Source organism: Sphingobacterium sp. xlx-130 (genome assembly GCF_011007405.1).
In the GTDB taxonomy this organism is placed as follows: Bacteria; Bacteroidota; Bacteroidia; order Sphingobacteriales; family Sphingobacteriaceae; genus Sphingobacterium; species Sphingobacterium luzhongxinii.
This window is the reverse complement of record NZ_WFKN01000005.1, coordinates 129728-154664: the sequence shown is the minus strand read 5'-3', so window position 1 is coordinate 154664 and position 24937 is coordinate 129728. Positions and strand designations below refer to the sequence as shown.

Genomic DNA, 24937 nt, shown 5'->3' with positions numbered 1-24937 from the left:
GGTATTGCTCTGTGAAGAGCTTAACAATTTAGTAAAATGAAAGTAAGAGCATCAGTAAAAAAACGTAGTGCGGATTGTAAGATCATCCGTCGTAAAGGAAAGATTTTTGTGATCAACAAAAAGAACCCTAAATTCAAACAACGTCAGGGATAATTAATTAACAAAATCGCTTAAAATATTATATGGCAAGGATATCAGGTATAGATTTACCTAAAAACAAAAGAGGCGTTATTGGCCTTACCTACATTTTTGGTATTGGTAGTGCGACTGCTGCATATATCTTAGATAAAGCAGGAATTAGTCAAGATGTAAAAGTTTCGGAATGGAATGATGATCAATTGGCTGCTATTCGTACGATTATCAATGATGAAATTAAAGTAGAAGGTGCTTTACGTTCAGAGGTTCAATTGAATATCAAACGTTTAATGGATATTGGTTGTTACCGAGGTTTACGTCACCGTAAGCATTTACCAGTTCGTGGTCAGCGTACTAAAAACAACTCACGTACTCGTAAAGGAAAACGTAAGACAGTTGCAAACAAGAAAAAAGCTACTAAATAACAAGTAAGAAATGGCTAAAAGTAAAAAAGTCACAAAAAAACGTATCGTTGTTATCGAGCCTGTAGGTCAAGCTCATATCAATGCTACTTTTAACAACATTATTATTACTTTGACTAATAATTCTGGTCAAACTATTTCATGGTCTTCAGCTGGTAAAATGGGCTTCAGAGGTTCTAAAAAGAATACTCCGTATGCAGCAGGTCAAGCAGCAAACGATTGTGGTAAAGTTGCACATGATTTAGGATTACGCAAAGTAGAGGTTTTCGTTAAAGGACCTGGTGCTGGACGTGAGTCTGCTATCCGTACGTTACAAACCGTAGGAATCGATGTAACAACTATCAAGGATATTACTCCACTTCCTCACAATGGTTGTCGTCCTCCAAAACGCAGAAGAGTTTAATAACAGTATTGTTTAAGATTAAGATTCATCAGCTTTAGGCTGGTAGATACTTCAAACAGAGAAAAAAATGGCAAGATATACAGGACCAAAGTCCAAAATTGCGCGTAAATTCAGAGAGCCAATTTTCGGCCCTGATAAGGCATTAGAAAAAAAGAATTATCCTCCTGGTCAACATGGACCATCAAAAAGAAGAGGAAAACAATCTGAATATGCTATTCAGTTGTTAGAGAAGCAAAAAGCTAAATATACTTACGGAGTTTTAGAACGTCAGTTTGCTAACTTATTTGTAAAAGCTGCTGCAAAGCAAGGTATTACAGGTGAAAACTTCTTGAAATTATTAGAAGCACGTTTAGATAACGTAGTATACCGTTTAGGTATCGCATCGACTCGCGCTGCTGCTCGTCAGTTAGTTTCGCACAAGCATATTACTGTTAACGGTAATGTCGTTAACATTCCATCATATAGCATTCGTCCAGGCGACGTCATCGCTGTTCGTGAGCGCTCACAAGCTTTAGAGGCTATCTCTAATTCTGTAGCAGGAAGAACAATCAACAAATACGGTTGGTTAGAGTGGGACGCAAAAGCATTAACAGGTAAGTTTTTGACTTATCCAGAGCGTGCTGACATTCCTGAGAATATCAAAGAGAACTTAATCGTAGAGTTATACTCTAAATAATAATTAATAACTATGCATAATTCCGATTCTCGGGATTATGCATCTGTTATTAAGATATACATTGTTGAAAAATATTAAAATATTATAAATGGCAATTTTAGCATTTCAAAGACCGGATAAAGTTATCATGCAAAAATCTACAGATTTTGATGGTACTTTCGAATTTCGTCCATTAGAGCCAGGTTTTGGTGTTACTATTGGTAATGCTTTACGCCGTATTTTATTGTCCTCTCTAGAAGGATATGCGATTACGTCGGTAAGATTTTCAGGCGTGTCACACGAATTCTCTACGATCAAAGGTGTAGCAGAAGACGTAACTGAGATCATCTTAAATTTGAAACAAGTTCGTTTTCAAAAGAGTGGTGAACAAGGCGACAGCGAGAAGATTTTTGTAGTTATCAATGGTCAAGAACAGTTTAAAGCAGGCGATATCACTAAGTTTTCTAACAACTTTACGGTATTGAATCCAGACTTCGTAATTTGTAACATGGAAAGCTCTGTAACTATTGAAGTAGAGTTGTCTGTTTCAAAGGGACGTGGTTACGTAAATGCGGAAGAGAATAAGGTAACTGATGGACCTGTAGGTTTAATCGCTATCGATTCTATTTACACTCCGATTAAGAATGTGAAATATACCATTGAAAATTACCGTGTAGAACAGAAAACTGACTACGAGAAATTGTTGTTAGATATATCTACAGACGGATCAATTCACCCAGAGGATGCTTTGAAAGAAGCTGCTCGTATTCTTATTCAGCACTTTATGTTGTTCTCTGATGAGAATATGCTGTTGGAGTCGCAAACGAAAGAGGAAACCAAAGTCGTTGACGAGGAGATCTTACATATGCGTAAGATTTTGAAAACAGAACTAGTAGACTTAGATCTTTCTGTGCGTGCATTGAACTGTTTAAAAGCGGCGGATATTCGCACATTAGCTGAGTTAGTTACTTACGACGTAGCTGATATGTTGAAATTCCGTAATTTCGGAAAGAAATCTTTAAGTGAAATTCAAGAATTGGTAAAATCAAAAGGTTTATCATTCGGAATGAACTTGTCTAAGTTTAAATTGGACGAAGAATAATAAATAAAAATAAAAGCGACCTGTTGCGTAATTCCTCGAACGAAGTGGATTAAGTAAGAGATTAGAACCTTCTCTTATTGACTTCATTTCTTTAAGAACGGTACGCACGAAAAAACACTAAGAAAATGAGACACGGAAAAAAAGTAAATCACTTAGGCCGCACTGACAGTCACCGTAAGGCGATGTTAGCTAATATGGCGACTTCATTAATCAAGCACAAGCGTATTACTACTACTTTAGCAAAAGCTAAAGCTTTACGTACTTATGTTGAGCCATTAATCACGAAATCTAAAAATGATACGACACACTCTCGTCGTACGGTATTTGCTTACTTGAAAGATAAGGACGCAGTAACTATTTTGTTCCGCGAAATATCTGAAAAAGTGGCAACACGCCCAGGTGGTTATACTCGTATTATTAAGTTAGAAAACCGTTTAGGTGATAATGCTGAGATGGCATTTGTTGAGTTGGTAGATTATAACGAAGTTTACGGCAAAGACGCTAAAGCTGAGAAGAAAACTACTCGTCGCCGCGGTGGTGCTAAGAAAAAAGCTGCTGAAGGTACAGAAACAGTAGAAGTTGTTGAAGAAGTAAAAGCTGAAGAAGCTGTTGCAACCGAAGAAGCTCCTGCTACAGAAGAGAAAAAAGACTAATTTTTTCTTTCTTTAGAAATATTAGGCCTATCATCAGCGATGATAGGCTTTTTTTGTAATCTTTTATAAAGCTAGTTATCACAGGTTTTTTCGTTTATTCATAGCGTATTAAGTGCGTCTTAGTTATATTTGTGCATAGTTTTGTTTACACTAATTATTATTTAATTGATGAATTTGTTTGATGTTTACCCCGTTAATCCTATTAACATCGTACGGGCCGCAGGATCCAAACTTTGGGATGCTGCAGGTAATGAGTATTTAGATTTGTATGGTGGCCATGCAGTGATATCTATAGGGCATACACATCCCCACTACGTTAAATCCATTACCGACCAGTTAAATAACATTGGTTTCTATTCTAATTCAATTGAGATCCCTATCCAGAAGCGGTTGGCTACACAACTTGGAGTAATATCCGGGAAAGAGGACTATTCACTTTTTTTGTGTAATTCCGGAGCGGAGGCAAATGAAAATGCGTTGAAATTAGCGTCTTTTCATACCAGAAGAAAGAAAGTTATAGCGTTTTCTAAAGCATTTCACGGTCGTACCTCACTAGCAGTGGCAGCAACAGATAATCCGGCTATAGTAGCGCCGGTGAATCAGACAGATAATGTAGTTTTTTTACCATTCAATGATGAGCAGGCATTGTCAGAGGCTTTTGAAGCCTACGGAAGCGATGTTGCAGCGGTAATTATTGAAGGAATACAAGGGGTAGGTGGGATACGAGAGGCATCTATTACGTTCCTTCGATTGATTCGCAGTCTTTGTGATCAATATGAAACCACTTTTATCGCAGATTCCGTACAGTGTGGTTATGGACGTACGGGATTATTTTATGCCCATGATTACGCTGGAGTTCAGGCAGATATTTATACGATGGCGAAGGGAATGGGAAATGGATTTCCTATAGGAGCAATCAGTATCGCGCCTCAGTTTAAGGCTTCCTATGGTTTATTGGGAACAACATTTGGAGGCAATCATTTGGCGTGCGCAGCGGCCGTGGCTGTGTTGGATGTGATGGAATCGGAAAGTTTGATTCAAAATGCAGGAAGTATCGGCGATTATTTGATTGCCGAATTGAAAAAGCTTGATAGGGTTCAAGAAGTAAGAGGACGGGGACTGATGATAGGTATAGATCTTCCTGAAGAGTTGGCACATGTGAAGAGGGATTTACTAACAATAAATGGTATATTTACTGGAGAGGCTAAACCGAATGTTATCCGTATTCTTCCGGCATTAAACATTGATAAAGCTATAGCTGATAGATTCTTGACAGCTTTAGACGAACGTTTAAAAGCTTAAGATACTATTATTTCAGACGATATATAGACTATTTGTCACAGATAACTTATAATAAGATGAAGAATTTTTTCTCCGTTGCAGATATCGATAATCTGAGTGATCTTGTAGAGGAGGCTCTGGCTATAAAGGCTAACCCAAATACCGAGGAATCTTTAGGTAAACATAAAGTTTTAGGTCTAGTGTTTTTAAATCCGAGTTTACGTACTAGACTTAGTACGCAAAAGGCCGCCATGAATTTAGGAATGAATGTGATGGTCATGAATATGGACAAGGACGGTTGGGCATTAGAAACACAAGACGGAGTCGTGATGAATGGTACGACAGTAGAACATATTCGCGAAGCTGCTGCTGTGATGGGCGAGTACTGTGATATTCTCGGTTTGCGTAGTTTCCCTTCCTTAAAAGATAGGGAAGCAGATTACAGTGAAGACTTGTTTAATAAGTTTATTAAGTTCTGTGGCGTACCTGTTGTTTCTTTGGAAAGTGCAACTAGGCACCCTTTACAAAGTCTAACTGATCTTATAACAATTACAGAGTATAAGAAGGTCGATAGACCTAAAGTGGTTTTGGCATGGGCTCCTCATGTAAAAGCCCTTCCTCAAGCTGTTCCTAATTCCTTTGCCGAATGGATGGGCAAAGCACAGGAACAAAACCTACTCGATTTTACTATCGCACACCCTCCTGGTTATGAACTGGCAGAGGAGTTTACAGCTGGAGTGACTATAACACATGACCTGAAAGATGCTTTATCTGACGCAGACTTTGTATATGTGAAGAATTGGTCCTCATACAAAGAGTATGGCGAGGTCTATCCAGTCTCGGAGAATTGGATGATGGATAATGAGAAGCTTAAGCAAACTAACGACGCCAAAGTTATGCATTGTCTACCTGTCCGTAGGGATTTGGAGTTATCGGCGGAGATTCTAGATGGCCCAAATTCATTAGTTATTAAAGAAGCTAGTAATAGGGTATGGGCTGCGCAGGTTGTTTTGAAGCGTATGCTAGAAAGACTCAATAAGAATATATAAAAGAAATCTCATTTTAGAGGTCAGTTAAAAGTTAAACTATGTCGAATAGTACATTGAATATTATTAAGGTAGGAGGCAACGTAATTGATGATGATATTCAATTAGAAGCATTTTTGGAAAAATTTGCAGCCATCCCCGGTAAGAAGATCTTGGTACATGGAGGAGGGAAAATTGCAACCCGTATCGCTGCTAAGCTGAATATCGAAGCGAAGATGGTTGACGGAAGAAGAGTTACCGATGAATCGATGCTTGATGTGGTCACGATGGTGTATGCTGGATTGACCAATAAGAAGATTGTCGCAAAATTGCAGAAGTATCAATGTGATGCTATTGGGTTGAGCGGTGCTGATGGAAATGTTATTAAATCAGTAAAACGCCCTGCGCGCGAAATTGATTATGGTTTTGTAGGTGATATTTTAGCCGATTCAGTGAATACCTTGGCCATTAAGAAATTTTTGGATGCGGGTTTCACCCCTGTTTTTTCAGCAATCACACACAACGGTGTTGGGCAGTTGTTAAATACAAATGCAGACACTATTGCTTCAGCGCTATCAACTTGTTTATCAAGATTGTATGAGACATCTTTGATTTATTGTTTTGAAAAAAATGGCGTTTTAGCCGATATCTCTGATGATAATTCGGTTATAGAAACCATAACGGCTAAGAAATTTGAAGATTATAAGCAAAAAGGAATTATTAGCGATGGAATGATTCCTAAGTTACAGAATGCTTTTGATGCAATAAATAAAGGTGTGAAATCTGTTTATATTGGGAATGCAGCCAACTTACATTTATTTCAACAGCAGAAGTTCGGTACCTGTCTAGTAAACAAGTAATCAACCTAATACACAATATGAGTAAGCTAACTATAATTGGATCCGGTAATATAGGTCTTTCTTTAGCAAAAGGATTGGTCAAATCGGAGTATTATCAACCGAATGAGATTGTCTTGACAAGACGTTCGCTCGCAGCCTTAGAAGAGGAGAAAGATCTTGGTTTTGAAATCAATATAGATAATAAAGTCGCTATTCAAAACTCCGAAATTGTCATATTGTGTGTCCTTCCGCAACAGATCCGTAAAGTGATGGAAGAAATTGCTAGTAGTTTGAAATTTGATCAACTTATAGTTTCCGTTGCCTCGGGAGTGTCGTGTCAGGATATTAAAGATATCTTAGGAGAAGACCGATTAGTGGTGAGGGCCATGCCAAATACAGCAATTGCAATTGGGCAATCGATGACTTGCATAGCCACCGATAATGCTCCCGATGATGCTGTTTCTAAAGTTGAGCGTATCTTTAATGCTGTAGGCTCTGTCGTGGTGATTAACGAGGACTTGATGACCTCGGCAACGGCATTATGTGCTTGTGGTATTGCTTTTTTTCTGCGCGCTATCCGCGCTGCTTCACAAGGAGGGGTAGAGATAGGTTTCCATGCCCATGATGCTCTGAAGATGGCTATACAGACAGCTAAGGGCGCTGCGGATTTGTTATTGCAGACGAATAGTCACCCTGAAAGTGAGATTGATAAAGTAACATCTCCAAAAGGCTGCACTATTGCGGGATTAAACGAGATGGAGCATAATGGGCTTAGTTCTGCTTTCATAAAGGGGATTAAGCTTTCAGCTTTAAAAGCAGGTGGTCTCTATAATGAATAGTAGTGTTACTTCGTTGATAGAAGATAGTCTTCAGTTACTATCAAATCTCGTTGCTACACCATCTTTTAGTAGAGAGGAAGATGCTACAGCAGATTTATTGGTAAAGTTCTTAGAAGAACACGGGGTCTGTAATGTGGAACGCATTGGAAATAACGTGATAGCTTATAATAAGTTTTTCCAAGTAGAGCGACCTACTATTTTGCTAAACTCACATCATGATACTGTAAAACCAAACTCGGGCTATACAAACGACCCATTTCTACCTGTAAGATCGGGTGGTAAGTTGTATGGATTAGGAAGTAACGACGCCGGTGGATGTTTGGTTTCCTTGATTGCTACTTTTCTCCATTTTTATGAGGTAAGGGAATTAAAATATAATCTGTGCTTAGTTGCTTCTGCTGAGGAAGAAATTTCTGGTAGCAATGGTATAGAACAGGTTTATCAGCATATTGTTCCCTGTGAGTTTGCAATTGTAGGAGAGCCTACCTTGCTAGATTTGGCAATTGCGGAAAAGGGATTAATGGTGTTGGATTGTGTGGCACAAGGACAGTCCGGCCATGCCGCACGTGAAGAAGGGGTTAACGCTATTTATAAAGCCGTCGAAGACATCCGTTGGTTTAATTCCTATCAATTTCCCAAGCAGTCAGAGTACCTTGGGCCAGTAAAGATGTCTGTAACTATGATCGAGGCTGGTACTCAGCATAATGTTGTCCCTTCATCCTGTAAATTTGTGGTCGACGTGCGTACGACTGATGTATATACTAATGAAGAAGTACTCAAACTTATCCGTGAACACGTTCAGTCTGAAGTAACGGCCAGATCGACTAGACTAAATCCGTCTACAATAGCGATAACTCACCCTATCGTTCAGGCTGGATTGAAATTTGGAAAGAAGTTGTATGGCAGTCCCACGATGAGCGACCAGGCACTTTTGCCAATATCTTCACTAAAAGTGGGACCAGGGGATTCCGCGCGTTCACATGCTGCAGATGAGTACATTTATGAGCATGAGGTTGTGGAAGGTATAGCATTTTATATTCAATTGTTGGACGAGATTATACGTTAATTGAGGGAAACCTCAAGCTGAGAGAAAAAAGAACCGCGCTATATCAAATAGATATAGCGCGGTTCTTTTTTTATAGAATTATTACGTATCCGATTATAGAAGTTGAGCCAATAAGTGGTTCCAACTTACTAAATCACCAATAATACTTCTTAATTGGTCAATAGCCACACGCTCTTGCTCCATAGTATCACGGTGACGTATTGTTACCGTATTATCTTCTAGCGTTTGGTGATCTACCGTAATACAGTAAGGCGTTCCGATAGCATCTTGACGACGGTAACGTTTACCGATAGCATCTTTCTCGTCATATTGCATATTGAAGTCCAATTTCAATCTGTTCATGATCTCCCTAGCCTTTTCTGGTAAGCCGTCTTTTTTTGTTAACGGGAAGATTGCGGCTTTAACAGGAGCAATTGCCGGATGGAATTTTAATACCACCCTAGAATCTTGTTTTTCCTCTGTGGACAAATCTTCGTGTACCAGCGAGTTTGCAAATACAGTCAAAAATAGGCGATCTAGTCCTACCGATGTTTCGACGACATAAGGGATATAGTTCTGATTTATTTCCGGATCAAAATATTGCATCTTTTTCTTGGAGAACTCTTGGTGTTGCTTTAGATCGAAGTCGGTACGAGAGTGGATACCCTCTACTTCTTTAAAGCCAAAAGGAAAATCGTACTCGATATCTACGGCGGCATTTGCATAGTGAGCCAACTTAACGTGGTCATGATAGCGGTATTTAGTCGGATCTGAACCGAGAGCTAAGTGCCATTTTAGGCGCGTCTCTTTCCACTTTTCATACCATTCTAATTCTGTGCCTGGACGCACGAAAAACTGAAGTTCCATCTGTTCAAATTCACGCATACGCATGATAAATTGACGTGCAATTACTTCATTACGGAAAGCTTTGCCAATCTGAGCTATACCAAATGGGACTTTCATTCTTCCTGTCTTTTGGACGTTTAGAAAGTTTACAAAAATACCTTGAGCAGTCTCAGGACGTAAATATACTTGTTCAGCACCATCAGCCATAGCTCCCATTTGGGTAGCAAACATCAAGTTGAATTGTCTGACGTCTGTCCAATTCTTAGTGCCTGAAATAGGGCATACGATGTTATGTTCTTCGATGATCGTCTTCAAACGAACTAAATCGTCTGCGTTTAAAGCATCATCCAGATCTTTTTGAAGCTGTGCTGCCTTATCCGACTTACCATCTTTTTCATAACGATCGATTTTATCTTCAATCAGTTGATCCGCGCGATAGCGTTTCTTCGAATCCTTATTGTCAATCATTGGGTCATTAAACCCATCTACGTGTCCCGATGCTTTCCAGATTGTAGGGTGCATGAATATAGCAGAGTCTATACCGACTATGTTTTCATTCAGTTGAACCATGGATTTCCACCAGTAAGTCTTTAGGTTGTTCTTTAGTTCTGAACCTAATTGACCATAATCGTAAACGGCGCTTAAGCCATCATATATTTCACTCGACTGGAATACAAAACCGTATTCTTTGGCATGCGATACTATATTTTTAAATAAATCGTCTGTTTGCTTGCTCATAAGGCGCAAATATATATAAAAGATTAAAACTAATACAAATCAAGAATCTGCTGGGAAGCATTCTTATTATCTACCTTCTTGATGATATGTTCTATATTCCCGTTTTCATCGATTACAAAAGTAGTTCTTGCAGTACCCATATACTTCTTGCCATACATGTTTTTCTCTACCCAAACACCATAGTCATTGACTATTTTTTGATTTTCATCAGCGAGAAGATTGAAGGGGAGTTCAAATTTAGTGATAAACTTTTGATGAGATTGTTCACTATCAATACTGATTCCCAATACTTCGAATCCTTTTTCCAACAATGATTGATAATTGTCCCTAAAGTTGCACGCTTCCGTTGTACAGCCCGGTGTATTATCTTTTGGATAAAAATATAAGATTACTTTTTTCCCAGCGAAGTCCGAAAGATTTACTAGATCTCCGTTTTGGTTTTTCGCTTGAATCGGCGGAGCTTGATCTCCAATTTTCAAATTTGACATATTCGGTTGAATTTATAGGGCAATCTCCTAATTTATGAAATCTTATTTAATAAAGCTAGCTTGGTAGACCTTTTGATTGTCTTTCCAATCCTTTACAATAAGCTTAAAAGTATGTGTCCCCTTAGTTAATGAAGGATCGAAGGTATGCCAAAGATGCCTGTTCTTCGAGTCGTACTCCATAAGTACCCATTTATCATCAATATAACCATCAAAGGATTGAATGCCCGATAGGTTATCGGCTATGGTAAAGTCTATTTTCCGTTGTGCAGAGACATTCTTTCCTGAGCTAAGGTTACGTGGTGTAATTACAGGAGCTATTGTGTCAACAACAATGTAAAAGCTACCGAAATTTCTTGTATTTACACTAACCCAACCGTTCTCAAAAGCCCCACCTTCAGCACCATTTTCGACAGAGGCTAACAATGCCTTCCCTTCGAGGTGAAGAGGGAGCGACGTCGGTTTTATGGCGAGGTTGTACGCTTGAAAAATAGGCGTCAAATTATTATGAATTTTATGTAGCTGTGAATAGGAATTTGCCGGAGCAGAAGCCGCAGAATATTCAAAATCCAAATCATCATAAAGTACCTTTTGTGGGATATTAACTTTAACATCTGACCTTTCAAAGGAATTTGTCTTGTCAAATTTTAACAGTTGCAAGCCTCGGAATTTATGGTCAGTAGTTCTGTTATTGATTTTATTATCAATTTTGAAATTCAACTCACTCGTATTTCCTGCCACATCTTTGACAATATATTTTACATCATATACTTTTTGTTCTTGCAGTTCTATTCCCCTTGTATTGGGCAATGTTTTGAATATTTCTATCGGGTTTCCCGGATCTTTAAAGCTCTTTTGAATTTTTACTTTTGTTTTTTTCCAGTGTGAGTAATCAATATAAGAATGAATTCCTCGCGAGGTATTAAAATCCAACTCTTCAAAAACGACTGTTGATACGGGTTTTTCATCAATCAAAAGTTCAATCGAATATACGCCATTTTGAAACCCTCCACTGCGATGTCTGTCTACCGTATTGATGCCTAGTCCAAAGCGGCCATTGACAGCGATTGGGCTAGCCTGCGCTAATGTATAAATGCCCGTCTGCGAAGCCTTTACACTTAATGATTTTCTAGGGGTGTGCTCGTTGAATAATGGTACGTTCAGGTCATACAGCATTATTCCGTTGATTATAGGCTTGAAATTATCTTTAAACTTTAATCCAAAGAGTTGAGGATTTAGAGGGTGCTGACTTTTGGTATCACGTATCTCAAAGTGGAGATGTGGCCCCCCAGAGCCACCAGAATTGCCTGCGTGGCCGATTAGCATTCCTCTGCTGACGACGACTTGGTTCCGATTTAATATTAAATCAACATCCAAGCGTTGCTGCTTATATTGTTCTGCGCGAATAATGTTAGTAAGTACCTCATTGAAATCATCCATATGCAAGTAAACGGTAGAATAACCATTAGGATGATCGATGTATACCGAGTTACCACCGCCTCCGATCTGAACCCGTACCCGTGATACATAGCCCTCTGCGGCGGCATGTAGTGGTAATCCTACACGCTGCTGTGTTCTATAATCGTCACCGGCGTGAAAGTGCGTCGAACGCAGCTCACCAAATGTGCCAGAAGCATCCATGGCGATTGTTAAAGGATTTCGGAAATATCCCTGCGGATAGTTGCGAGAAGTAATAATCTCCTTCTTTTGACCAATTGACAATGACGACAGCAACAGAAGTAGTAGTACTAAATAGCCTGTTTTTTTGCGCATCCTATTACTTGATATGTGTGGTAAACATTAATTTATCCGCTATAAAGCCTTCTAATTTATCGCCTATAGCAACAGGACCTACACCTACGGGCGTGCCCGTATAAATTAAGTCGCCTTTACGTAGCGTAATATATGCAGAGATAAAACTGATCAAACTATCGATATCAAATATCATGTCCGACGTATTTCCGGATTGGACAGTCTGTCCATTTTTTGTTAGCGAAAAGGGAATTGCGTTGATGTCCGTAAAATTCTCTTTAGGTATAAGTGGGCTTACTACTGCCGAATGGTCAAAGGCTTTGGCTAGTTCCCAAGGTAAGCCCTTGGTTTTAAGTTGACTTTGTAGGTCACGAGCTGTAAAGTCTATACCTAAACCAACAGCATCATAATATTTGTGGGCAAATTTTTTGGACACATGTTTTCCTTCATTACAGATACGCACTACGATCTCACACTCATAATGAATGTCTTTTGAGAACTCAGGAATATAAAAATCTTTATTGTCTTTAAGAACAGCGGTGTCAGGCTTTAGAAAGATGACGGGTTGATCTGGAACTGGATTATTTAATTCTTTCGCATGATTGACATAGTTACGGCCTACAGCTATTATTTTCATATGTATATAACTTGTTTTTTATCTATCATCCGCCCGCGGGCGGAGTCAGGGGTGTTTCAAGGGATGAAGGTTATATTTCCGATGTATTCAGCACGAGTGCATAAATAATAGGTGATATTTTACAAAACCTCCAAGAACAAACTTAACCAAAATTGCTTTTATATCCAATAAGATCATCATGCTTACATCCCAATTTCCAATCGATTTTATATCTTTAAGATATGACAAAGTTTAAAGGTGTACTTTTTGATTTAGATGGTACCTTAATTAATTCGGAGTATTATTATTTTTCCAATTGGCAGCCGATCCTATCCAGAAGTTTTGGTTTAGAAATAACCTTTGATGATTGGCTAACCTATTTTGCGGGACATACCTTGAGAAGGAATGTTGCCTTTCTTAGAGAGAATTGGGGTATAGAGACGGACGAAACATTTATGTGGACGGAGACAAGAGCGAGTTATGCCCAGTCAGATATGACCGTAATTCAATTGATGCCTTTTGCTAAAGAGATATTAGCGTATTTGAAGAAAGCCAAAATTCGCATAGGTCTAGTTACTTCTAGCTATGAGTCTACTGTTCAGACCGTTTTAGGACATCATAAGTTGTTGTCCCATTTCGATTTTTTTGTGACTCGAGAGAATGTTGAAAACCCGAAGCCTAATGCCGAACCTTATCTACAGGGAATAGACAGAATGGAGATGCCGGTATCGTCGATTTTAGCGATAGAAGATACGATCACGGGAGCAACATCAGCCAAAGCCGCAGGCTTGTATTGTATAGGTGTTAGTGCACATGCTGTTGAGCGTTCTCGTTTAGACAAAACCGTTGATCATTTGGTTACGAATCTGGGAGATGTGTTTGATTATGGAAGAAATACATCGTTTTTGTAATTTAAATCATTTTGCTAAAACGTTTTTTTAGAAAATAATCTTAAATTAGATTCCTGAATTATGAATGTAATGAACAGAAGAACAGCGTTAAAACAGCTTTTCATAGTCGCAGGAGGGCTGGTAATAGCTTCATCGTGTACACAAGGAGGAAAAGACGCTTCCATCGTGCTAGAGAACATCAAGTTGTCTGCGGCTGATGAATCACTTATTGGTGATTTGGTGGAGGCTATAATTCCTAAAACAGATACTCCGGGAGCGAAGGAACTAAACTTACACCTTTTTGTGATGAAAATGTTGGATGATTGTCACAGTCCAGAAGATCAACAGGCTTTTTTAGCGGGACTTAAACTTGCAAAGAAAGCTGGATTGAAGACAGATTCTGAACGATTGGCTTACTTGAAAGGGCTTGAAAAAGACGCTTTTTACGAAATTTTGAAAAAGCGTACAATACAAGGATATCTTAATTCAGAATATGTGATGAAGAATAAGTTGGTTTACGAATTGGTACCGGGACGTTATAACGGAGCCGTAAAAGTTAAGGCATAAAAAAGTATGGCAAATCTAAATATAGATTCGGAGAAAGATAGAACTTATGACGCTATTGTAATCGGTTCAGGGATTAGCGGTGGATGGTCTGCCAAAGAGCTTTGTGAACGCGGATTAAAAACTTTGGTTTTAGAACGAGGAAGAGACGTAAAACATATCAAAGATTATCCGACGACCAATATGTTCCCCTGGGAATTTGAGCATCGCAATGAGATGCCCTATCAAGTCAAACAAGATAATCCTATTGTGAGCAAGTGTTATGCATTTCACGAAGATGCAGCTCATTTTTTTGTTAAAGATCAAGAACACCCCTATATACAGGACAAACCGTTTGATTGGATCAGGGGCTATCAAGTAGGCGGTAAATCGCTTTTATGGGCGAGACAGACGCAACGCTGGTCCGATTTTGATTTTGATGGACCCGCTCGGGATGGGTTTGCTGTAGATTGGCCTATACGTTATGCCGATTTAAAGCAATGGTATGATCATGTAGAGCGTTTTGCGGGTATTGCTGGTGATCGAGATGGGTTAGCAGAGCTACCCGATGGTGAGTTTTTACCCGGCTATCCGTTAAATGTTGTTGAAAAGTATTTTAAACAAACGATCGAAGGCACGTATCCGGATCGAAAGGTCATATCAGCCCGTTGTGCTCATATATCCAAACCACAACCGATACATATCCAACAAGGAAGGACACAATGTCAAAATCGTACACTTTGCCAACGGGGCTGCCCATTCGGAGGTTATTTCAGTTCCAACTCGTCTACGTTGCCCTGGGCGGCTAAGACAGGAAATATGACATTAAGACCTGATTCCGTAGTTCATTCAATTTTATACGATGAGAGTAAAGGTAGAGCCATCGGTGTAAAGGTGATCGATCGTAACACAAAAGAAGAAATCGAGTTCTATGCCAAGGTTATTTTTGTGAATGCTGCTGCCATAAACACGAATTTGATACTTCTGAATTCTATATCGAATCGTTTTCCTAATGGACTTGGAAATGACAGTGAGACTTTAGGTAAATACGTTGCCTTTCACAATTATAGTGCACGTATGTATGCCGAATATGAAGGATTATTAGACTTCAAAACTGAGGGACGTAATCCTGCTGGGGGAGGTTATATGCCACGCTTCCGCAATCTACACAAGCAGGAGACTGATTATTTACGGGGATATGCTGCTGGATTTGGAGCATGGCGTTCTACGTCAGCAGATCAATCTGGACTGGGAAAGGATCTGAAGGCATCCTTGTTGAATCCGGAGCTTGGCAATTGGGGAGTAGGATCTCACATGATGGGAGAGACTATTCCAAAGGCTGCTAACTATGTAGCACTCGATACCGATAAAAAGGACAATTGGGGAATCCCGTTATTAAAAATTTCGATTGATTACGATGAGAATGATCATAAGATGAAAAAAGATTATCTCGACACGATGGAGGAAATGTTTAAGATAGCCGGTTTTACGAACATTCGTCGAGATGAAGCCCCACAAGCTCCTGGTCTAGATATTCACGAGATGGGTGGTGTACGTATGGGGCATGATGCCAAGACTTCGATGCTCAACAAATGGAATCAGATGCATGCAGTACCCAATGTGTTTGTGACAGACGGTGCCTGTATGACATCGACCTCTACGCAAAATCCTTCATTGACTTATATGGCATTTTCGGCACGATCGGTTGATTATGCCGTTACCGAGATGAAGAAGGGTAATTTTTAGCCCATCGTAATCAGCTTTTATAAAAAATAAGGGGCTGCACATAGTGCAGCCCCTTATTTTTTATAAAACATCTATACGTTGACCATTCCATCCCACAGCTTTGACCGATGTAAATCCATCCGGTATATGTACAGTGGTCTTACTTGCATCTTCCGACCCTGCACCACGGAATGCTACTTTAATTAAGGTTTCGTCTTTATACGTTTCGAAAGCTACTGCATTAGACCATTTCGTATTGTCAATTATTATTTTTCCCTGTTCCTTTTCGTATCCCACATGCTTACTACCTGCTACAGGTTGCTGTAGTCTGTATATATCTATACTGTTTGCCGTCAAGTAGTGCAATACAGGTGTACTTGGTTTAGGGTATTGCGCCGCATGGGACTTTATTTTAGTGATATCTTCCGTTGTTATTTTCATACGACCGACAGTGTAATCGTCTACGATTAGATCAATAGGAGTCAAAATTCCAGATTTCTCAAAGAAATCCGTTAAATCTAACTTGGCTACCTCGCAAGCATTTTTTACAAATTGCAGTTGATAGTAACTATCTTGTGTAGCATGTCGAACAGTGTCATCTATCGCTTTGACAAAGACATCCCCATAAAAATCCTTATTACCCCAAGCAAATCCTTCACCGACTTTAGCAAAGTAAAGTTGCAATTGCCACAATGGTACGAGTTTTACAAAATGATCTCCACCCCAATCGCGAGGTCTTTCTCGCTGCCAACGATCTGGACCCGCCTGTGTCAACCATTGTTGACCATGTACGAATGCCGACTCCATATAAGATGTGATTCTCCCTCCGACTTTCGCCTCATCATAATCTTTCAGTTTTTCCCGTTCTAATTTGGGTTCTTTTGGATTATACAGGTATTGGGTCCATACCGAATAGATATTATTGGTAACCTCTGTGGTACCTACCCATTTCATATTGGGGCGCACCTGATTGACATGTCCAAATTCATGAGCTACGCCCCAAGAATTTTTACGTAGCTTCGGTATATTGGCTACAGAGGACATGGTATTATCATGAAAGGCCGCACCAATACCATCTGCGTGCATGAAGCCTTTCCATATCACCCGGCCGAACATATGATTTCTTGGTTCTCTATGGTATTTTACTAACCCCATGATTTCATGCTGTATATTGATAATAGAGTCGTATAACTGCATTAAGCCGATGCCATTTTCCGGGTTTTCTTTTTTCAATGAACTTACGGCATAAGCAAGATGAACTTTGTGCCCAACTAAGTCTAGGATAGGTCCCTGGGCAGTATTGAGAAGTTGCTGATATTTCTTGTTATCGTCTTTACGGAGGTCAAATACACCATTAACCTTACCCGAAAGAATATGAATATCAATAGGGGTACCTGATTTGTTATCATTTCTGAAATACTCGATATAGGAATTTCCTTTATTCTGAATTATAAAGGTATTTATCCCTTCTTTCAGTTTATATTTACTTTGTTTGAAATGTTCATCATCCCAGTTGACCACGACCAGGTTAAGTACTTGTCCTTTGGTTTTTCCGACCCAGATCACAGCTTCTTCTTCTTCTGTGAAATAAATCCCAGTTGGGTTTTCGTATTGTGAGTATGAGCTGGTTTTTAATTGTTCAGCAAGAATTTTAGGCTCAAGGTAAGCGAGATACGTTTTGTGTCTATCTTTGAGGGGATAGGTTTTATCCAGCAGCTGTAATGCGGTATTTCTTAAGCTGGGTGAAGTGATCTGAGCTAGTTGGGCAGCTGTATTTCCTTTCTTTATGGCGGTAAAATTTTCCTTCGAAAAGAATTTGAGATCATTATCCGTTTGTGCGAAGCCTAGGAAAAGGCAAGTCGATAGTAGTAGTGATAATGCTATTTTTTTCATCTGTTTATATTTGCTTTTCATTTGTGATGAAGCTATCAGATTTATTCATCGAGAATATGTTTAAGCGGCATTCGTGATCTCACCTCGTTCGGTTATTCATTCCCTTGTGTGATTATTCATTCATTCATAGCTTGTTTCCTTAGCTGTATTCATGAACTCGTTTCACTCGTTTTGAATAAATCATGATGGTTTCATAATTAATGTTTCAGGTTTATTAATGAAGATACATATATAGTTCGAATACTTCGGACGGACAGATTATAGCAAACGATTGTGTAATACGTGTTTTACAAAGAATGCCAAAACAAAACCCCCTTTTCGTTTTCGAAAAGGGGGAGAATGACTGTGTCTGGGAATTAATTAAATATCGACTGTTGCATCCATTTCAAAATCTTCATGTTTTAGATGAACAATTTCCATAGACTTTTCGTAGTTCGTAGACTTTTTAGAGAAAAAGTCGTGTTGTGTCGTTTCTGTATTTAGACCGTTCAAAACTATTGGATTCACCTGCTTTACTTCAAAGATGGGATCAAATCCGAGATTCATCAATGCCTTATTGCCATTGTAGCGAACATATTCTTTTACCTCAGAGGTTAATCCTACCACAGTGTAGAGTTCTTCCGTGTACTTGATTTCGTTTTCATAAAGCTCGTTAAGAAGATTTAAGAAACGTTGTTTTACTTCTTCTTTATTAGGTAGTTTAGCAAACACTTCTTGTGCGATCAATCCTACAAATACACCGTGTATGGATTCATCTGCTACGATTTTTTTGATGATATCTGCCGATGCCACCATCTGTCCTTGACCACATAACCATAAAGGCAAGAAAAATCCAGAGTAGAATAAGAAAGATTCTAGAAGCACGGAAGAGGCTAATGCCATAAACAATTCCTCATCAGTGGGGTTTTGCTTATCTATACCGCGGTAATATTTGTCAATTGTATTAGCCTTAAACTGCAAAAACTTGTTTTGCGAAACCCAACCAAATACATCGTTAATCTCATTGGTTGTGGATACCGTAGTAAATATAGTAGAGTATGATTTAGCATGAATAGCTTCCATCATACACATATAGGATAGTACAGCCTTATTTTGGAGCGAGTCGATATGGTCTATAATTTTAGGCATACCCGTATGACTCTGTAATGTATCTAACAAAGTCAATCCACCTAATGCCTTTTTGTAACATTCTTTCATGTCCCAGCTTAGGCCCTTCCAGCTATCGATGTCTTTAGATGGAATATATTCGGTGTCAATCCAGAATTGTTTGATATTTTGCTCCCAAAACATCAGGGCATAATCGTTATCGGGAGTATTCCAGTTGACGGCTGTAAATTGTTTGTTCATGTCCTAATTAAAAAATAAAAATTATCAACGATGAGCTCGCTGAAGCTCGTTTAAAAAGTGAAAATCAGGAGAAGTCTTGTTCAAAAATTCTCCTGATTTAGTCTGTATTATTTCAAATCTGATGTCTATTAAGCTGAACAGGAGATACACTCTTCGATCGTTGATTTCCTTGTACGTGTGTAGTACAGGGATTTCAAGCCCAACTTATGTGCATAGATATAATATTTTGCCAGATCACGCGTACTATCTTTTGAGTTCGTGTGCAGGATCGTAGATACACCTTGGTCTATGTGACGTTGAATTACCGAGATCAACTTCAAAACCTTCATCTGATCCATGTCATATGCCGATTTGAAATAGAAGTAATTATCATTTGTCAAGTAAGGCATTGGATAGTATGTCGTACTGTCTCCGTATTCACGTACTTCGATAATGTCTACAATAGGCATCACAGAGGCAGTCGCATTCATGATATAAGACGTTGACTGATTTGGAGCTATTGCCAAACGGTAAGCATGGTAGATACCATGTTCAGCCACCTGCGCTTTAAGATTTTCCCAATCTTCAATTGTAGGAATGTGGATACCATCAAATAGTTCTTTAACCTTATCTGTTTTTGGAAGGTAATCTCTATTCAGATATTTGTCAAAGTATGTTCCGTCGGCATAAGCGGACTTTTCAAAACCTACAAATGTTCTACCACGTTCTTTCGCGATCTCCATAGAAGCCTCTAAGGAGTAATAATTCATTGTCATGAAGAATGTATTCGCAAAATCCAAAGCCTCATGTGACTCATACATAATGAAGCTCTTTGCTAAGAACCCATGTAAATTCATGGCACCTAAACCTACAGAATGTAATTCGCGGTTTGCTTTTGCAATAGACGGCACCATCTCAATATCTGTTACATCAGTAACTACAGTCAAAGCCCGCATTGCCGTTTTTACGGTTTCCTTAATACGTTTGTTATCCATTACGGTAGCGATGTTTAAAGAACCTAAGTTACACGATATACCGTAGCGGATAGTATCTTCTTTACCGTAGATATTGATATCAGACACTTCTGATATTTGCATAATTTCTGTACACAGATTGGAGAATTTTACTTTACCCAGACCATTCAGCGCATGCTCTTTGTTGGTGTTCTCTTTGAAGAATATGTATGGATAACCAGATTCTTTTTGCGTCTGTGCGATTTTCACCAACAAGTGGCGAGCATTTATTTTCTTTTTCTTGACGTTCGGATTGGTAATCAATTCATCGTACATCGCGTCCATATCCATTTCATCCAGGTATTGGCCATATTCCTGCATGACTGTATGCGGATAGATTAGATAGGCAGGCTCATCTTTTTCTGCCAGTTCCATGAATTTGTCTGGCACAATAATACCGATCGATAATGATTTGATACGGACTTTTTCGTCCACATTGATTTTCTTACAATCTAAGAACTCTTCGATATCCGAGTGGAATATATTAAGATATACAGCACCTGCGCCTGGACGTTGTCCCAATTGATTCGCATAAGAGAATGTATCTTCCATGATCTTCATAATTGGCAATACACCTCCTGCACGACCATCTACACCTTTGATAGCTTCACTACGACCGCGGATTTTGGATATATTAAATGATACACCTCCACCTATAGAAGACAATTTCATTGCCGAATCAACAGCATAACCGATACCGTTTAAATTGTCCCCGATTTCATCCAAGAAACAAGAGACCAATTCTCCAGAACGTTTTTTTCCAGCATTCAAGAACGTCGGGGTAGCAGGCTGATATTCTTGACTGATCATGATTTCGGCGTATTCAATAGCTTTCTGAAAGCCCTCTTCACGAGCTAGAAATAAAGAAACAGCCACAACACGATCTTCATAGCGCTCTAAGAACTTCTCACCCGAATCATCTCTCAAAGCATAGCTCTGAAAGAATTTGAAGGCAGCCATAAAGGATTCAAAGCGGAATTTCTTAGCATATACATAGTTGAATACCTGCTCCATTTCTTCGAATGTAAACCACTGATAGAAATTGATGTAGTAGTTATGCTCCACTAAATAATCTATTTTCTCTTTTAGGTTATAAAAGAAAACAGTATTCTTATTTACATATTCTAGGAAATAAGCGCGCACAGCCTCTTTATCTTTGTGAAGGCTATACTCGTCATCATGTTTGATCATGATTTCGTTATTAAGCAATATCCAGTTTTTTGCTACCTCGTTTGCTATCATAGTATTGATTCTTAATTATTTCTATAAATTGATTTATATCTTCCATTGTGCCCGATAGCTCAAATTTAAATGCTAGCGGGATATCATGCATTTCCGAAGCCTTGTCAGCCGCTACGGCGAAGTTTCTGCCCCAATTGCGATTCCCACTTGACGTCACAGAAAATAACTTGCTGCTGTTGTTCGTCAAAAACTCTTCCGTTAAAGGCGGAATCTTTCCAAAATTTGTCGTAAACGTAACTAAATGTCCAGATTCTTCGACAATCATGTCCTTTTGTATCTTGCTTGCCTGCCATCCTGTTATCTGTACCACTTTATCGATAAAGCGTTGTACGTTTCCAGTCTTGCTATCAAAATATAAATGTATCATAATCTTGGCTTTTTATGAATACCTTCCTTATTGAGCAATAGCTTCTTCTAGTTCTTGTGGCTTAAAACCTATAATTCGGTGTTTTATTTCTTCACCATCCAAAACAATTACAGTAGGAACCGTACGCACTTTAAACCTTACAGCTAATTCAGGGGAATCAAACGGATTAACTCTCTCGTACGAAATACCCTTGTTGTCTAAGTAAGTCGACACTTGATCGCATGGTACGCAATCGTTTTTCTCGAATTTGATGATTCTTGCCATGTTGTGTTAAGTTTGATTGTAAACTGTCCTCTTCATAGGGTGAATAGTTTACTAAAGTGTATAAAAAAACGCTGATTGCAGAGACAGTGACAGTCTCAACAAGAACAAATATCTAATATTTTCATTCGGAGCGTTAGTCATACTTTTCCACACTCTTCTAGCGAAGTCGTCCAAAATGCGCGTGGTAGCGGTGGGTTTTGGGTAAATACTTGAAAAACAAGACTTAATCTATGTTGATAACTTTAAAAAAGCTTTTGTCAACTTATTTCTATAACTTGAAAACAACTATTTTTTAAGTATTTTTAGTGTCAAAAAAAAGATATTCTTTGCTTGAATATGAAGAAGAATATGTATATTATATGTCGAATTTGTGCCTGTAAAATAAAACATAATAAATTTATAAACCAATACGCAATGAAGATAATTAACTTGTTTTTGTTTAATTTGATCGTACTATTCTTGGGATTAAGTCTGAGGGCGAGCGCACAAGAAAATATTACATTTCAACACCCCTCCTCAGAAATTATGGCACTTGCCGATTACGAGCGCCCACCCGGTATTAAATTGAGTCCAGACAAGATGTGGGTTCTATTTCTATATCGACCCACTTATAAGACGCTGGAAGAATTGGGACAAGAGGAGTTACGGTTGGCTGGATTAAGGATCAATGCTAAAGCCAGAATAGCAAGTACAGAGACTTACTTTAACAATCTCCGATTAAAATCTATAGATGTTGGTCAGGAATATGCGATAAAGGGATTGCCAGAAAATGCATTAATCGCCAATATTGAGTATTCCCCAGATAGTAAGTATGTTACTTTTACCAATACAAATGATAGCGGATTATCTTTATGGATTATTGATTTAACTACACAGACAGCTAAGCAATTGACAGCGTATGATCTGAACGCAGTGCTTGATGCACCCTACAAATGGATGCGTAATAGCGACCGTTTGTTAATCAGTAAACGACCTGTTGTGGCCAAAGATCTTATTGATCATAGTAAAGATCTGCCTACGGGTCCTGTGGTATCTACGAGCGATGGCAAGGTTTCTCAGTTGCGTACTTATCAGGATTTATTAAAAAATCCACAGGATGAGCAGGATTTTGAGACCCTTGCTACCTCTGAGCTATTTTGGTTGGACCTGACAGGTGCACAGGAAAAGTTTTTACCAGCAGGCATGTACACGCAAAGCTCTTTATCTCCTGATGGTAAGTATGTCCTTGTATCTTCGCTCAAAAAGCCCTTTTCTTACATAGTAGGGTATAGTTCATTTCCTCAGGAATCCTCCGTATATCATATTGATGGTACAATAATCAAAAAGGTAAATGAGACTCCATTGTTGGAAATAGTACCCAAAGGTTTTTCTTCGACGCGCGTAGGTAAGCGGTCAATGGCATGGCGACTTGACAAGGCCGCTACTTTGTTTTTTGTCGAGGCATTAGATGGAGGTGATGCAAATAAGCAAGCCGAGTTTAGAGACGAACTTTTTGTTTGGGATCTGCCTTTCGATCAAGAACCAAAATCATTAATGAAGCTACAGGATCGTTTTGCCGGGGTGATTTGGGGTAATGCTAATTACGCTTTAGTTTCTTCTCAATGGTACGACACTCGCAATGTCAAAACATTTTTGTTAAATCCGGTTTCAGGATATAACCAAGTGATTACCGATCGAAACAGTCAGGATGTCTATTCAAATCCTGGCAACGTCTTTCGGGATAAAAATGAGTTTGGTGTCTATACCATGTATATCAATAAAGACAAGGTTTATTTTATAGGCGACGGTTTTACAAAGGCAGGTGAGTTTCCGTTTATAGATGAGTTGAATCTAAAGTCGTTTAAGAAGAACCGGATGTATGTGGCAAAGGAGTCCGATCTACAGGAGCGCATAGCACAAGTTATCGATATTACAAAAGGAGAGATTTTAATCTCGTTACAGTCGGCTACGCAATATCCTAATTTTTACCGTAAGAATATCAAGACCGGTAAACAGATCGCGGTTACGAATATTGAAAATCCATTCAAATCTTTGGAAAAGGTACATAAGGAAGTTTTAAATTATACCCGGAATGACGGAGTTGCCTTGTCGGGAACGCTGTATCTCCCCGCTGATTATGATAAGAAAGAAAAGCTTCCATTATTGATTTGGGCTTATCCTCGTGAGTATAAAGACAAGAACACAGCAGGACAAAGTACTGCCAATCCTAAAGAGTTTACCTTTCCCGGGTATGGATCGTTTATCTATTGGGTCTCGAAAGGTTATGCGGTCCTAGATAACGCTGCTTTTCCGATAGTAGGGGAGGGTAATCAAGAGCCGAATGATACTTTTATAGCACAGCTTGTGGCCAATGCCGAGGCGGCTATAAATGCCGTAGATAAACTTGGTTATATTGACCGTAAGAAGGTAGCAGTAGGTGGACATTCGTACGGAGCGTTTATGACAGCTCACCTTTTATCTAATTCTAATCTTTTTGCAGCTGGTATTGCCCGTTCTGGAGCATACAACAGGACACTTACACCTTTTGGGTTTCAGAGCGAGCAAAGAAATTTTTGGGATAATCCGCAGCTTTATATGACAATGTCACCGTTTATGAGTGCTGATCGTATGAAAACACCAATGCTATTGGTACACGGCGCTGCCGACAACAACCCAGGGACATTTACCTTACAGACTGAGCGTTACTTTCAGGCACTGAAAAATTTAGGAGCACCGGTAAGGATGGTTATTTTGCCAAGAGAGTCCCATGGTTATGTTGCCAAAGAAAATATCTTTCATCTCCTATGGGAACAGGATCAATTTCTGGAGAAATACCTGAAAGCAAAGTAATATTTGATA

24 protein-coding genes are annotated in these 24937 nt (G+C 39.0%); 15 read left to right on the top strand and 9 right to left on the bottom strand.

Features of this window, described 5'->3' with window-relative positions:
* Positions 1–36: 36 nt before the first annotated feature.
* From ykgO to G7B18_RS09395, 11 genes are all read left to right on the top strand, one after another.
* Complete coding sequence (ykgO, locus tag G7B18_RS09445; protein WP_021071232.1) at positions 37–153, top strand: type B 50S ribosomal protein L36; 117 nt, start codon at positions 37–39, stop codon at positions 151–153.
* A 29-nt stretch (positions 154–182) separates the two neighbouring features.
* The gene (gene rpsM, locus G7B18_RS09440; protein WP_021071233.1) at positions 183–560 is read left to right on the top strand and encodes a 30S ribosomal protein S13; all 378 of its coding nucleotides are present in this window, start codon (positions 183–185) and stop codon (positions 558–560) included.
* A gap of 10 nt (positions 561–570) precedes the next feature.
* Positions 571–960, top strand: a complete 390-nt coding sequence (gene rpsK, locus G7B18_RS09435) for a 30S ribosomal protein S11 (protein WP_079643279.1) — start codon at positions 571–573, stop codon at positions 958–960.
* A 67-nt stretch (positions 961–1027) separates the two neighbouring features.
* On the top strand, positions 1028–1636 hold the full coding sequence (gene rpsD / locus G7B18_RS09430) for a 30S ribosomal protein S4 (RefSeq protein WP_164122440.1): 609 nt from the start codon (positions 1028–1030) through the stop codon (positions 1634–1636).
* Positions 1637–1724: 88 nt separating this feature from the next.
* Complete coding sequence (locus tag G7B18_RS09425; protein WP_079643281.1) at positions 1725–2717, top strand: DNA-directed RNA polymerase subunit alpha; 993 nt, start codon at positions 1725–1727, stop codon at positions 2715–2717.
* Between the two features lie 125 nt (positions 2718–2842).
* Complete coding sequence (gene rplQ / locus G7B18_RS09420) at positions 2843–3370, top strand: 50S ribosomal protein L17 (RefSeq protein WP_079643282.1); 528 nt, start codon at positions 2843–2845, stop codon at positions 3368–3370.
* A gap of 168 nt (positions 3371–3538) precedes the next feature.
* Complete coding sequence (locus G7B18_RS09415) at positions 3539–4672, top strand: aspartate aminotransferase family protein (RefSeq protein WP_164122439.1); 1134 nt, start codon at positions 3539–3541, stop codon at positions 4670–4672.
* Between the two features lie 56 nt (positions 4673–4728).
* Positions 4729–5700, top strand: a complete 972-nt coding sequence (locus G7B18_RS09410) for an acetylornithine carbamoyltransferase (RefSeq protein ID WP_164122437.1) — start codon at positions 4729–4731, stop codon at positions 5698–5700.
* Between the two features lie 38 nt (positions 5701–5738).
* Positions 5739–6536, top strand: a complete 798-nt coding sequence (argB, locus tag G7B18_RS09405; protein ID WP_164109390.1) for an acetylglutamate kinase — start codon at positions 5739–5741, stop codon at positions 6534–6536.
* A 17-nt stretch (positions 6537–6553) separates the two neighbouring features.
* Entirely contained in the window at positions 6554–7354 is an 801-nt protein-coding gene (gene proC, locus G7B18_RS09400) for a pyrroline-5-carboxylate reductase (RefSeq protein WP_164109388.1), read from the top strand.
* Positions 7347–8420, top strand: a complete 1074-nt coding sequence (locus G7B18_RS09395; protein ID WP_164109386.1) for a M20 family metallo-hydrolase — start codon at positions 7347–7349, stop codon at positions 8418–8420. The genes proC and G7B18_RS09395 overlap by 8 nt, the downstream gene beginning before the upstream one ends.
* Positions 8421–8513: 93 nt before the next feature.
* On the opposite strand, the gene G7B18_RS09390 is transcribed toward G7B18_RS09395, so the two are convergent.
* From G7B18_RS09390 to G7B18_RS09375, 4 genes are read right to left on the bottom strand one after another with little or no spacing between them, the layout of a single operon-like run.
* The gene (locus tag G7B18_RS09390; RefSeq protein WP_164109384.1) at positions 8514–9983 is read right to left on the bottom strand and encodes a glycine--tRNA ligase; all 1470 of its coding nucleotides are present in this window, start codon (positions 9981–9983) and stop codon (positions 8514–8516) included.
* Positions 9984–10012: 29 nt separating this feature from the next.
* On the bottom strand, positions 10013–10471 hold the full coding sequence (bcp, locus tag G7B18_RS09385) for a thioredoxin-dependent thiol peroxidase (protein WP_164109382.1): 459 nt from the start codon (positions 10469–10471) through the stop codon (positions 10013–10015).
* A gap of 42 nt (positions 10472–10513) precedes the next feature.
* Complete coding sequence (locus G7B18_RS09380; RefSeq protein WP_164122435.1) at positions 10514–12241, bottom strand: M23 family metallopeptidase; 1728 nt, start codon at positions 12239–12241, stop codon at positions 10514–10516.
* A gap of 4 nt (positions 12242–12245) precedes the next feature.
* Positions 12246–12857 carry a fumarylacetoacetate hydrolase family protein gene (locus tag G7B18_RS09375; protein WP_164109378.1) on the bottom strand — a complete coding sequence of 204 codons (612 nt, stop codon included), beginning with the start codon at positions 12855–12857 and terminating at the stop codon, positions 12246–12248.
* 221 nt (positions 12858–13078) lie between these two features.
* Between G7B18_RS09375 and G7B18_RS09370 the strand changes: the two genes are divergently transcribed.
* The 3 genes from G7B18_RS09370 (at position 13079) to G7B18_RS09360 (ending at position 16015) form a co-directional block, all read left to right on the top strand.
* Positions 13079–13747, top strand: a complete 669-nt coding sequence (locus G7B18_RS09370) for an HAD family hydrolase (protein ID WP_164109376.1) — start codon at positions 13079–13081, stop codon at positions 13745–13747.
* Positions 13748–13816: 69 nt separating this feature from the next.
* Positions 13817–14293 carry a gluconate 2-dehydrogenase subunit 3 family protein gene (locus G7B18_RS09365; RefSeq protein WP_164109373.1) on the top strand — a complete coding sequence of 159 codons (477 nt, stop codon included), beginning with the start codon at positions 13817–13819 and terminating at the stop codon, positions 14291–14293.
* 6 nt (positions 14294–14299) lie between these two features.
* Positions 14300–16015 carry a GMC oxidoreductase gene (locus G7B18_RS09360; RefSeq protein WP_164109371.1) on the top strand — a complete coding sequence of 572 codons (1716 nt, stop codon included), beginning with the start codon at positions 14300–14302 and terminating at the stop codon, positions 16013–16015.
* Positions 16016–16075: 60 nt separating this feature from the next.
* On the opposite strand, the gene G7B18_RS09355 is transcribed toward G7B18_RS09360, so the two are convergent.
* From G7B18_RS09355 to G7B18_RS09335, 5 genes are all read right to left on the bottom strand, one after another.
* Positions 16076–17887, bottom strand: a complete 1812-nt coding sequence (locus G7B18_RS09355) for a M60 family metallopeptidase (RefSeq protein ID WP_164109369.1) — start codon at positions 17885–17887, stop codon at positions 16076–16078.
* A 360-nt stretch (positions 17888–18247) separates the two neighbouring features.
* Positions 18248–19234 (bottom strand): class 1b ribonucleoside-diphosphate reductase subunit beta, encoded by a 987-nt coding sequence (nrdF, locus tag G7B18_RS09350; RefSeq protein WP_164109367.1) that lies wholly within the window; start codon positions 19232–19234, stop codon positions 18248–18250.
* Positions 19235–19362: 128 nt separating this feature from the next.
* A complete protein-coding gene (gene nrdE / locus G7B18_RS09345) occupies positions 19363–21468 on the bottom strand; it encodes a class 1b ribonucleoside-diphosphate reductase subunit alpha (protein ID WP_164109365.1) in 2106 nt (701 codons plus the stop codon).
* The gene (nrdI, locus tag G7B18_RS09340; protein WP_205600181.1) at positions 21428–21835 is read right to left on the bottom strand and encodes a class Ib ribonucleoside-diphosphate reductase assembly flavoprotein NrdI; all 408 of its coding nucleotides are present in this window, start codon (positions 21833–21835) and stop codon (positions 21428–21430) included. The genes nrdE and nrdI overlap by 41 nt, the downstream gene beginning before the upstream one ends.
* A gap of 27 nt (positions 21836–21862) precedes the next feature.
* Positions 21863–22099, bottom strand: a complete 237-nt coding sequence (locus G7B18_RS09335; RefSeq protein ID WP_079643298.1) for a glutaredoxin family protein — start codon at positions 22097–22099, stop codon at positions 21863–21865.
* Between the two features lie 414 nt (positions 22100–22513).
* Here G7B18_RS09335 and G7B18_RS09330 point away from each other — a divergent pair, with 414 nt between their 5' ends.
* Positions 22514–24928, top strand: a complete 2415-nt coding sequence (locus tag G7B18_RS09330) for a prolyl oligopeptidase family serine peptidase (RefSeq protein ID WP_164109363.1) — start codon at positions 22514–22516, stop codon at positions 24926–24928.
* Positions 24929–24937: the final 9 nt, after the last annotated feature.

Bases quoted from the DNA above. Each gene is read 5' to 3' on its own strand.
- ykgO (WP_021071232.1), top strand. From the start codon at position 37: ATGAAAGTAAGAGCATCAGTAAAAAAACGTAGTGCGGATTGTAAGATC.
- rpsM (WP_021071233.1), top strand. From the start codon at position 183: ATGGCAAGGATATCAGGTATAGATTTACCTAAAAACAAAAGAGGCGTT.
- rpsK (WP_079643279.1), top strand. From the start codon at position 571: ATGGCTAAAAGTAAAAAAGTCACAAAAAAACGTATCGTTGTTATCGAG.
- rpsD (WP_164122440.1), top strand. From the start codon at position 1,028: ATGGCAAGATATACAGGACCAAAGTCCAAAATTGCGCGTAAATTCAGA.
- G7B18_RS09425 (WP_079643281.1), top strand. From the start codon at position 1,725: ATGGCAATTTTAGCATTTCAAAGACCGGATAAAGTTATCATGCAAAAA.
- rplQ (WP_079643282.1), top strand. From the start codon at position 2,843: ATGAGACACGGAAAAAAAGTAAATCACTTAGGCCGCACTGACAGTCAC.
- G7B18_RS09415 (WP_164122439.1), top strand. From the start codon at position 3,539: ATGAATTTGTTTGATGTTTACCCCGTTAATCCTATTAACATCGTACGG.
- G7B18_RS09410 (WP_164122437.1), top strand. From the start codon at position 4,729: ATGAAGAATTTTTTCTCCGTTGCAGATATCGATAATCTGAGTGATCTT.
- argB (WP_164109390.1), top strand. From the start codon at position 5,739: ATGTCGAATAGTACATTGAATATTATTAAGGTAGGAGGCAACGTAATT.
- proC (WP_164109388.1), top strand. From the start codon at position 6,554: ATGAGTAAGCTAACTATAATTGGATCCGGTAATATAGGTCTTTCTTTA.
- G7B18_RS09395 (WP_164109386.1), top strand. From the start codon at position 7,347: ATGAATAGTAGTGTTACTTCGTTGATAGAAGATAGTCTTCAGTTACTA.
- G7B18_RS09390 (WP_164109384.1), bottom strand. From the start codon at position 9,983: ATGAGCAAGCAAACAGACGATTTATTTAAAAATATAGTATCGCATGCC.
- bcp (WP_164109382.1), bottom strand. From the start codon at position 10,471: ATGTCAAATTTGAAAATTGGAGATCAAGCTCCGCCGATTCAAGCGAAA.
- G7B18_RS09380 (WP_164122435.1), bottom strand. From the start codon at position 12,241: ATGCGCAAAAAAACAGGCTATTTAGTACTACTACTTCTGTTGCTGTCG.
- G7B18_RS09375 (WP_164109378.1), bottom strand. From the start codon at position 12,857: ATGAAAATAATAGCTGTAGGCCGTAACTATGTCAATCATGCGAAAGAA.
- G7B18_RS09370 (WP_164109376.1), top strand. From the start codon at position 13,079: ATGACAAAGTTTAAAGGTGTACTTTTTGATTTAGATGGTACCTTAATT.
- G7B18_RS09365 (WP_164109373.1), top strand. From the start codon at position 13,817: ATGAACAGAAGAACAGCGTTAAAACAGCTTTTCATAGTCGCAGGAGGG.
- G7B18_RS09360 (WP_164109371.1), top strand. From the start codon at position 14,300: ATGGCAAATCTAAATATAGATTCGGAGAAAGATAGAACTTATGACGCT.
- G7B18_RS09355 (WP_164109369.1), bottom strand. From the start codon at position 17,887: ATGAAAAAAATAGCATTATCACTACTACTATCGACTTGCCTTTTCCTA.
- nrdF (WP_164109367.1), bottom strand. From the start codon at position 19,234: ATGAACAAACAATTTACAGCCGTCAACTGGAATACTCCCGATAACGAT.
- nrdE (WP_164109365.1), bottom strand. From the start codon at position 21,468: ATGATAGCAAACGAGGTAGCAAAAAACTGGATATTGCTTAATAACGAA.
- nrdI (WP_205600181.1), bottom strand. From the start codon at position 21,835: ATGATACATTTATATTTTGATAGCAAGACTGGAAACGTACAACGCTTT.
- G7B18_RS09335 (WP_079643298.1), bottom strand. From the start codon at position 22,099: ATGGCAAGAATCATCAAATTCGAGAAAAACGATTGCGTACCATGCGAT.
- G7B18_RS09330 (WP_164109363.1), top strand. From the start codon at position 22,514: ATGAAGATAATTAACTTGTTTTTGTTTAATTTGATCGTACTATTCTTG.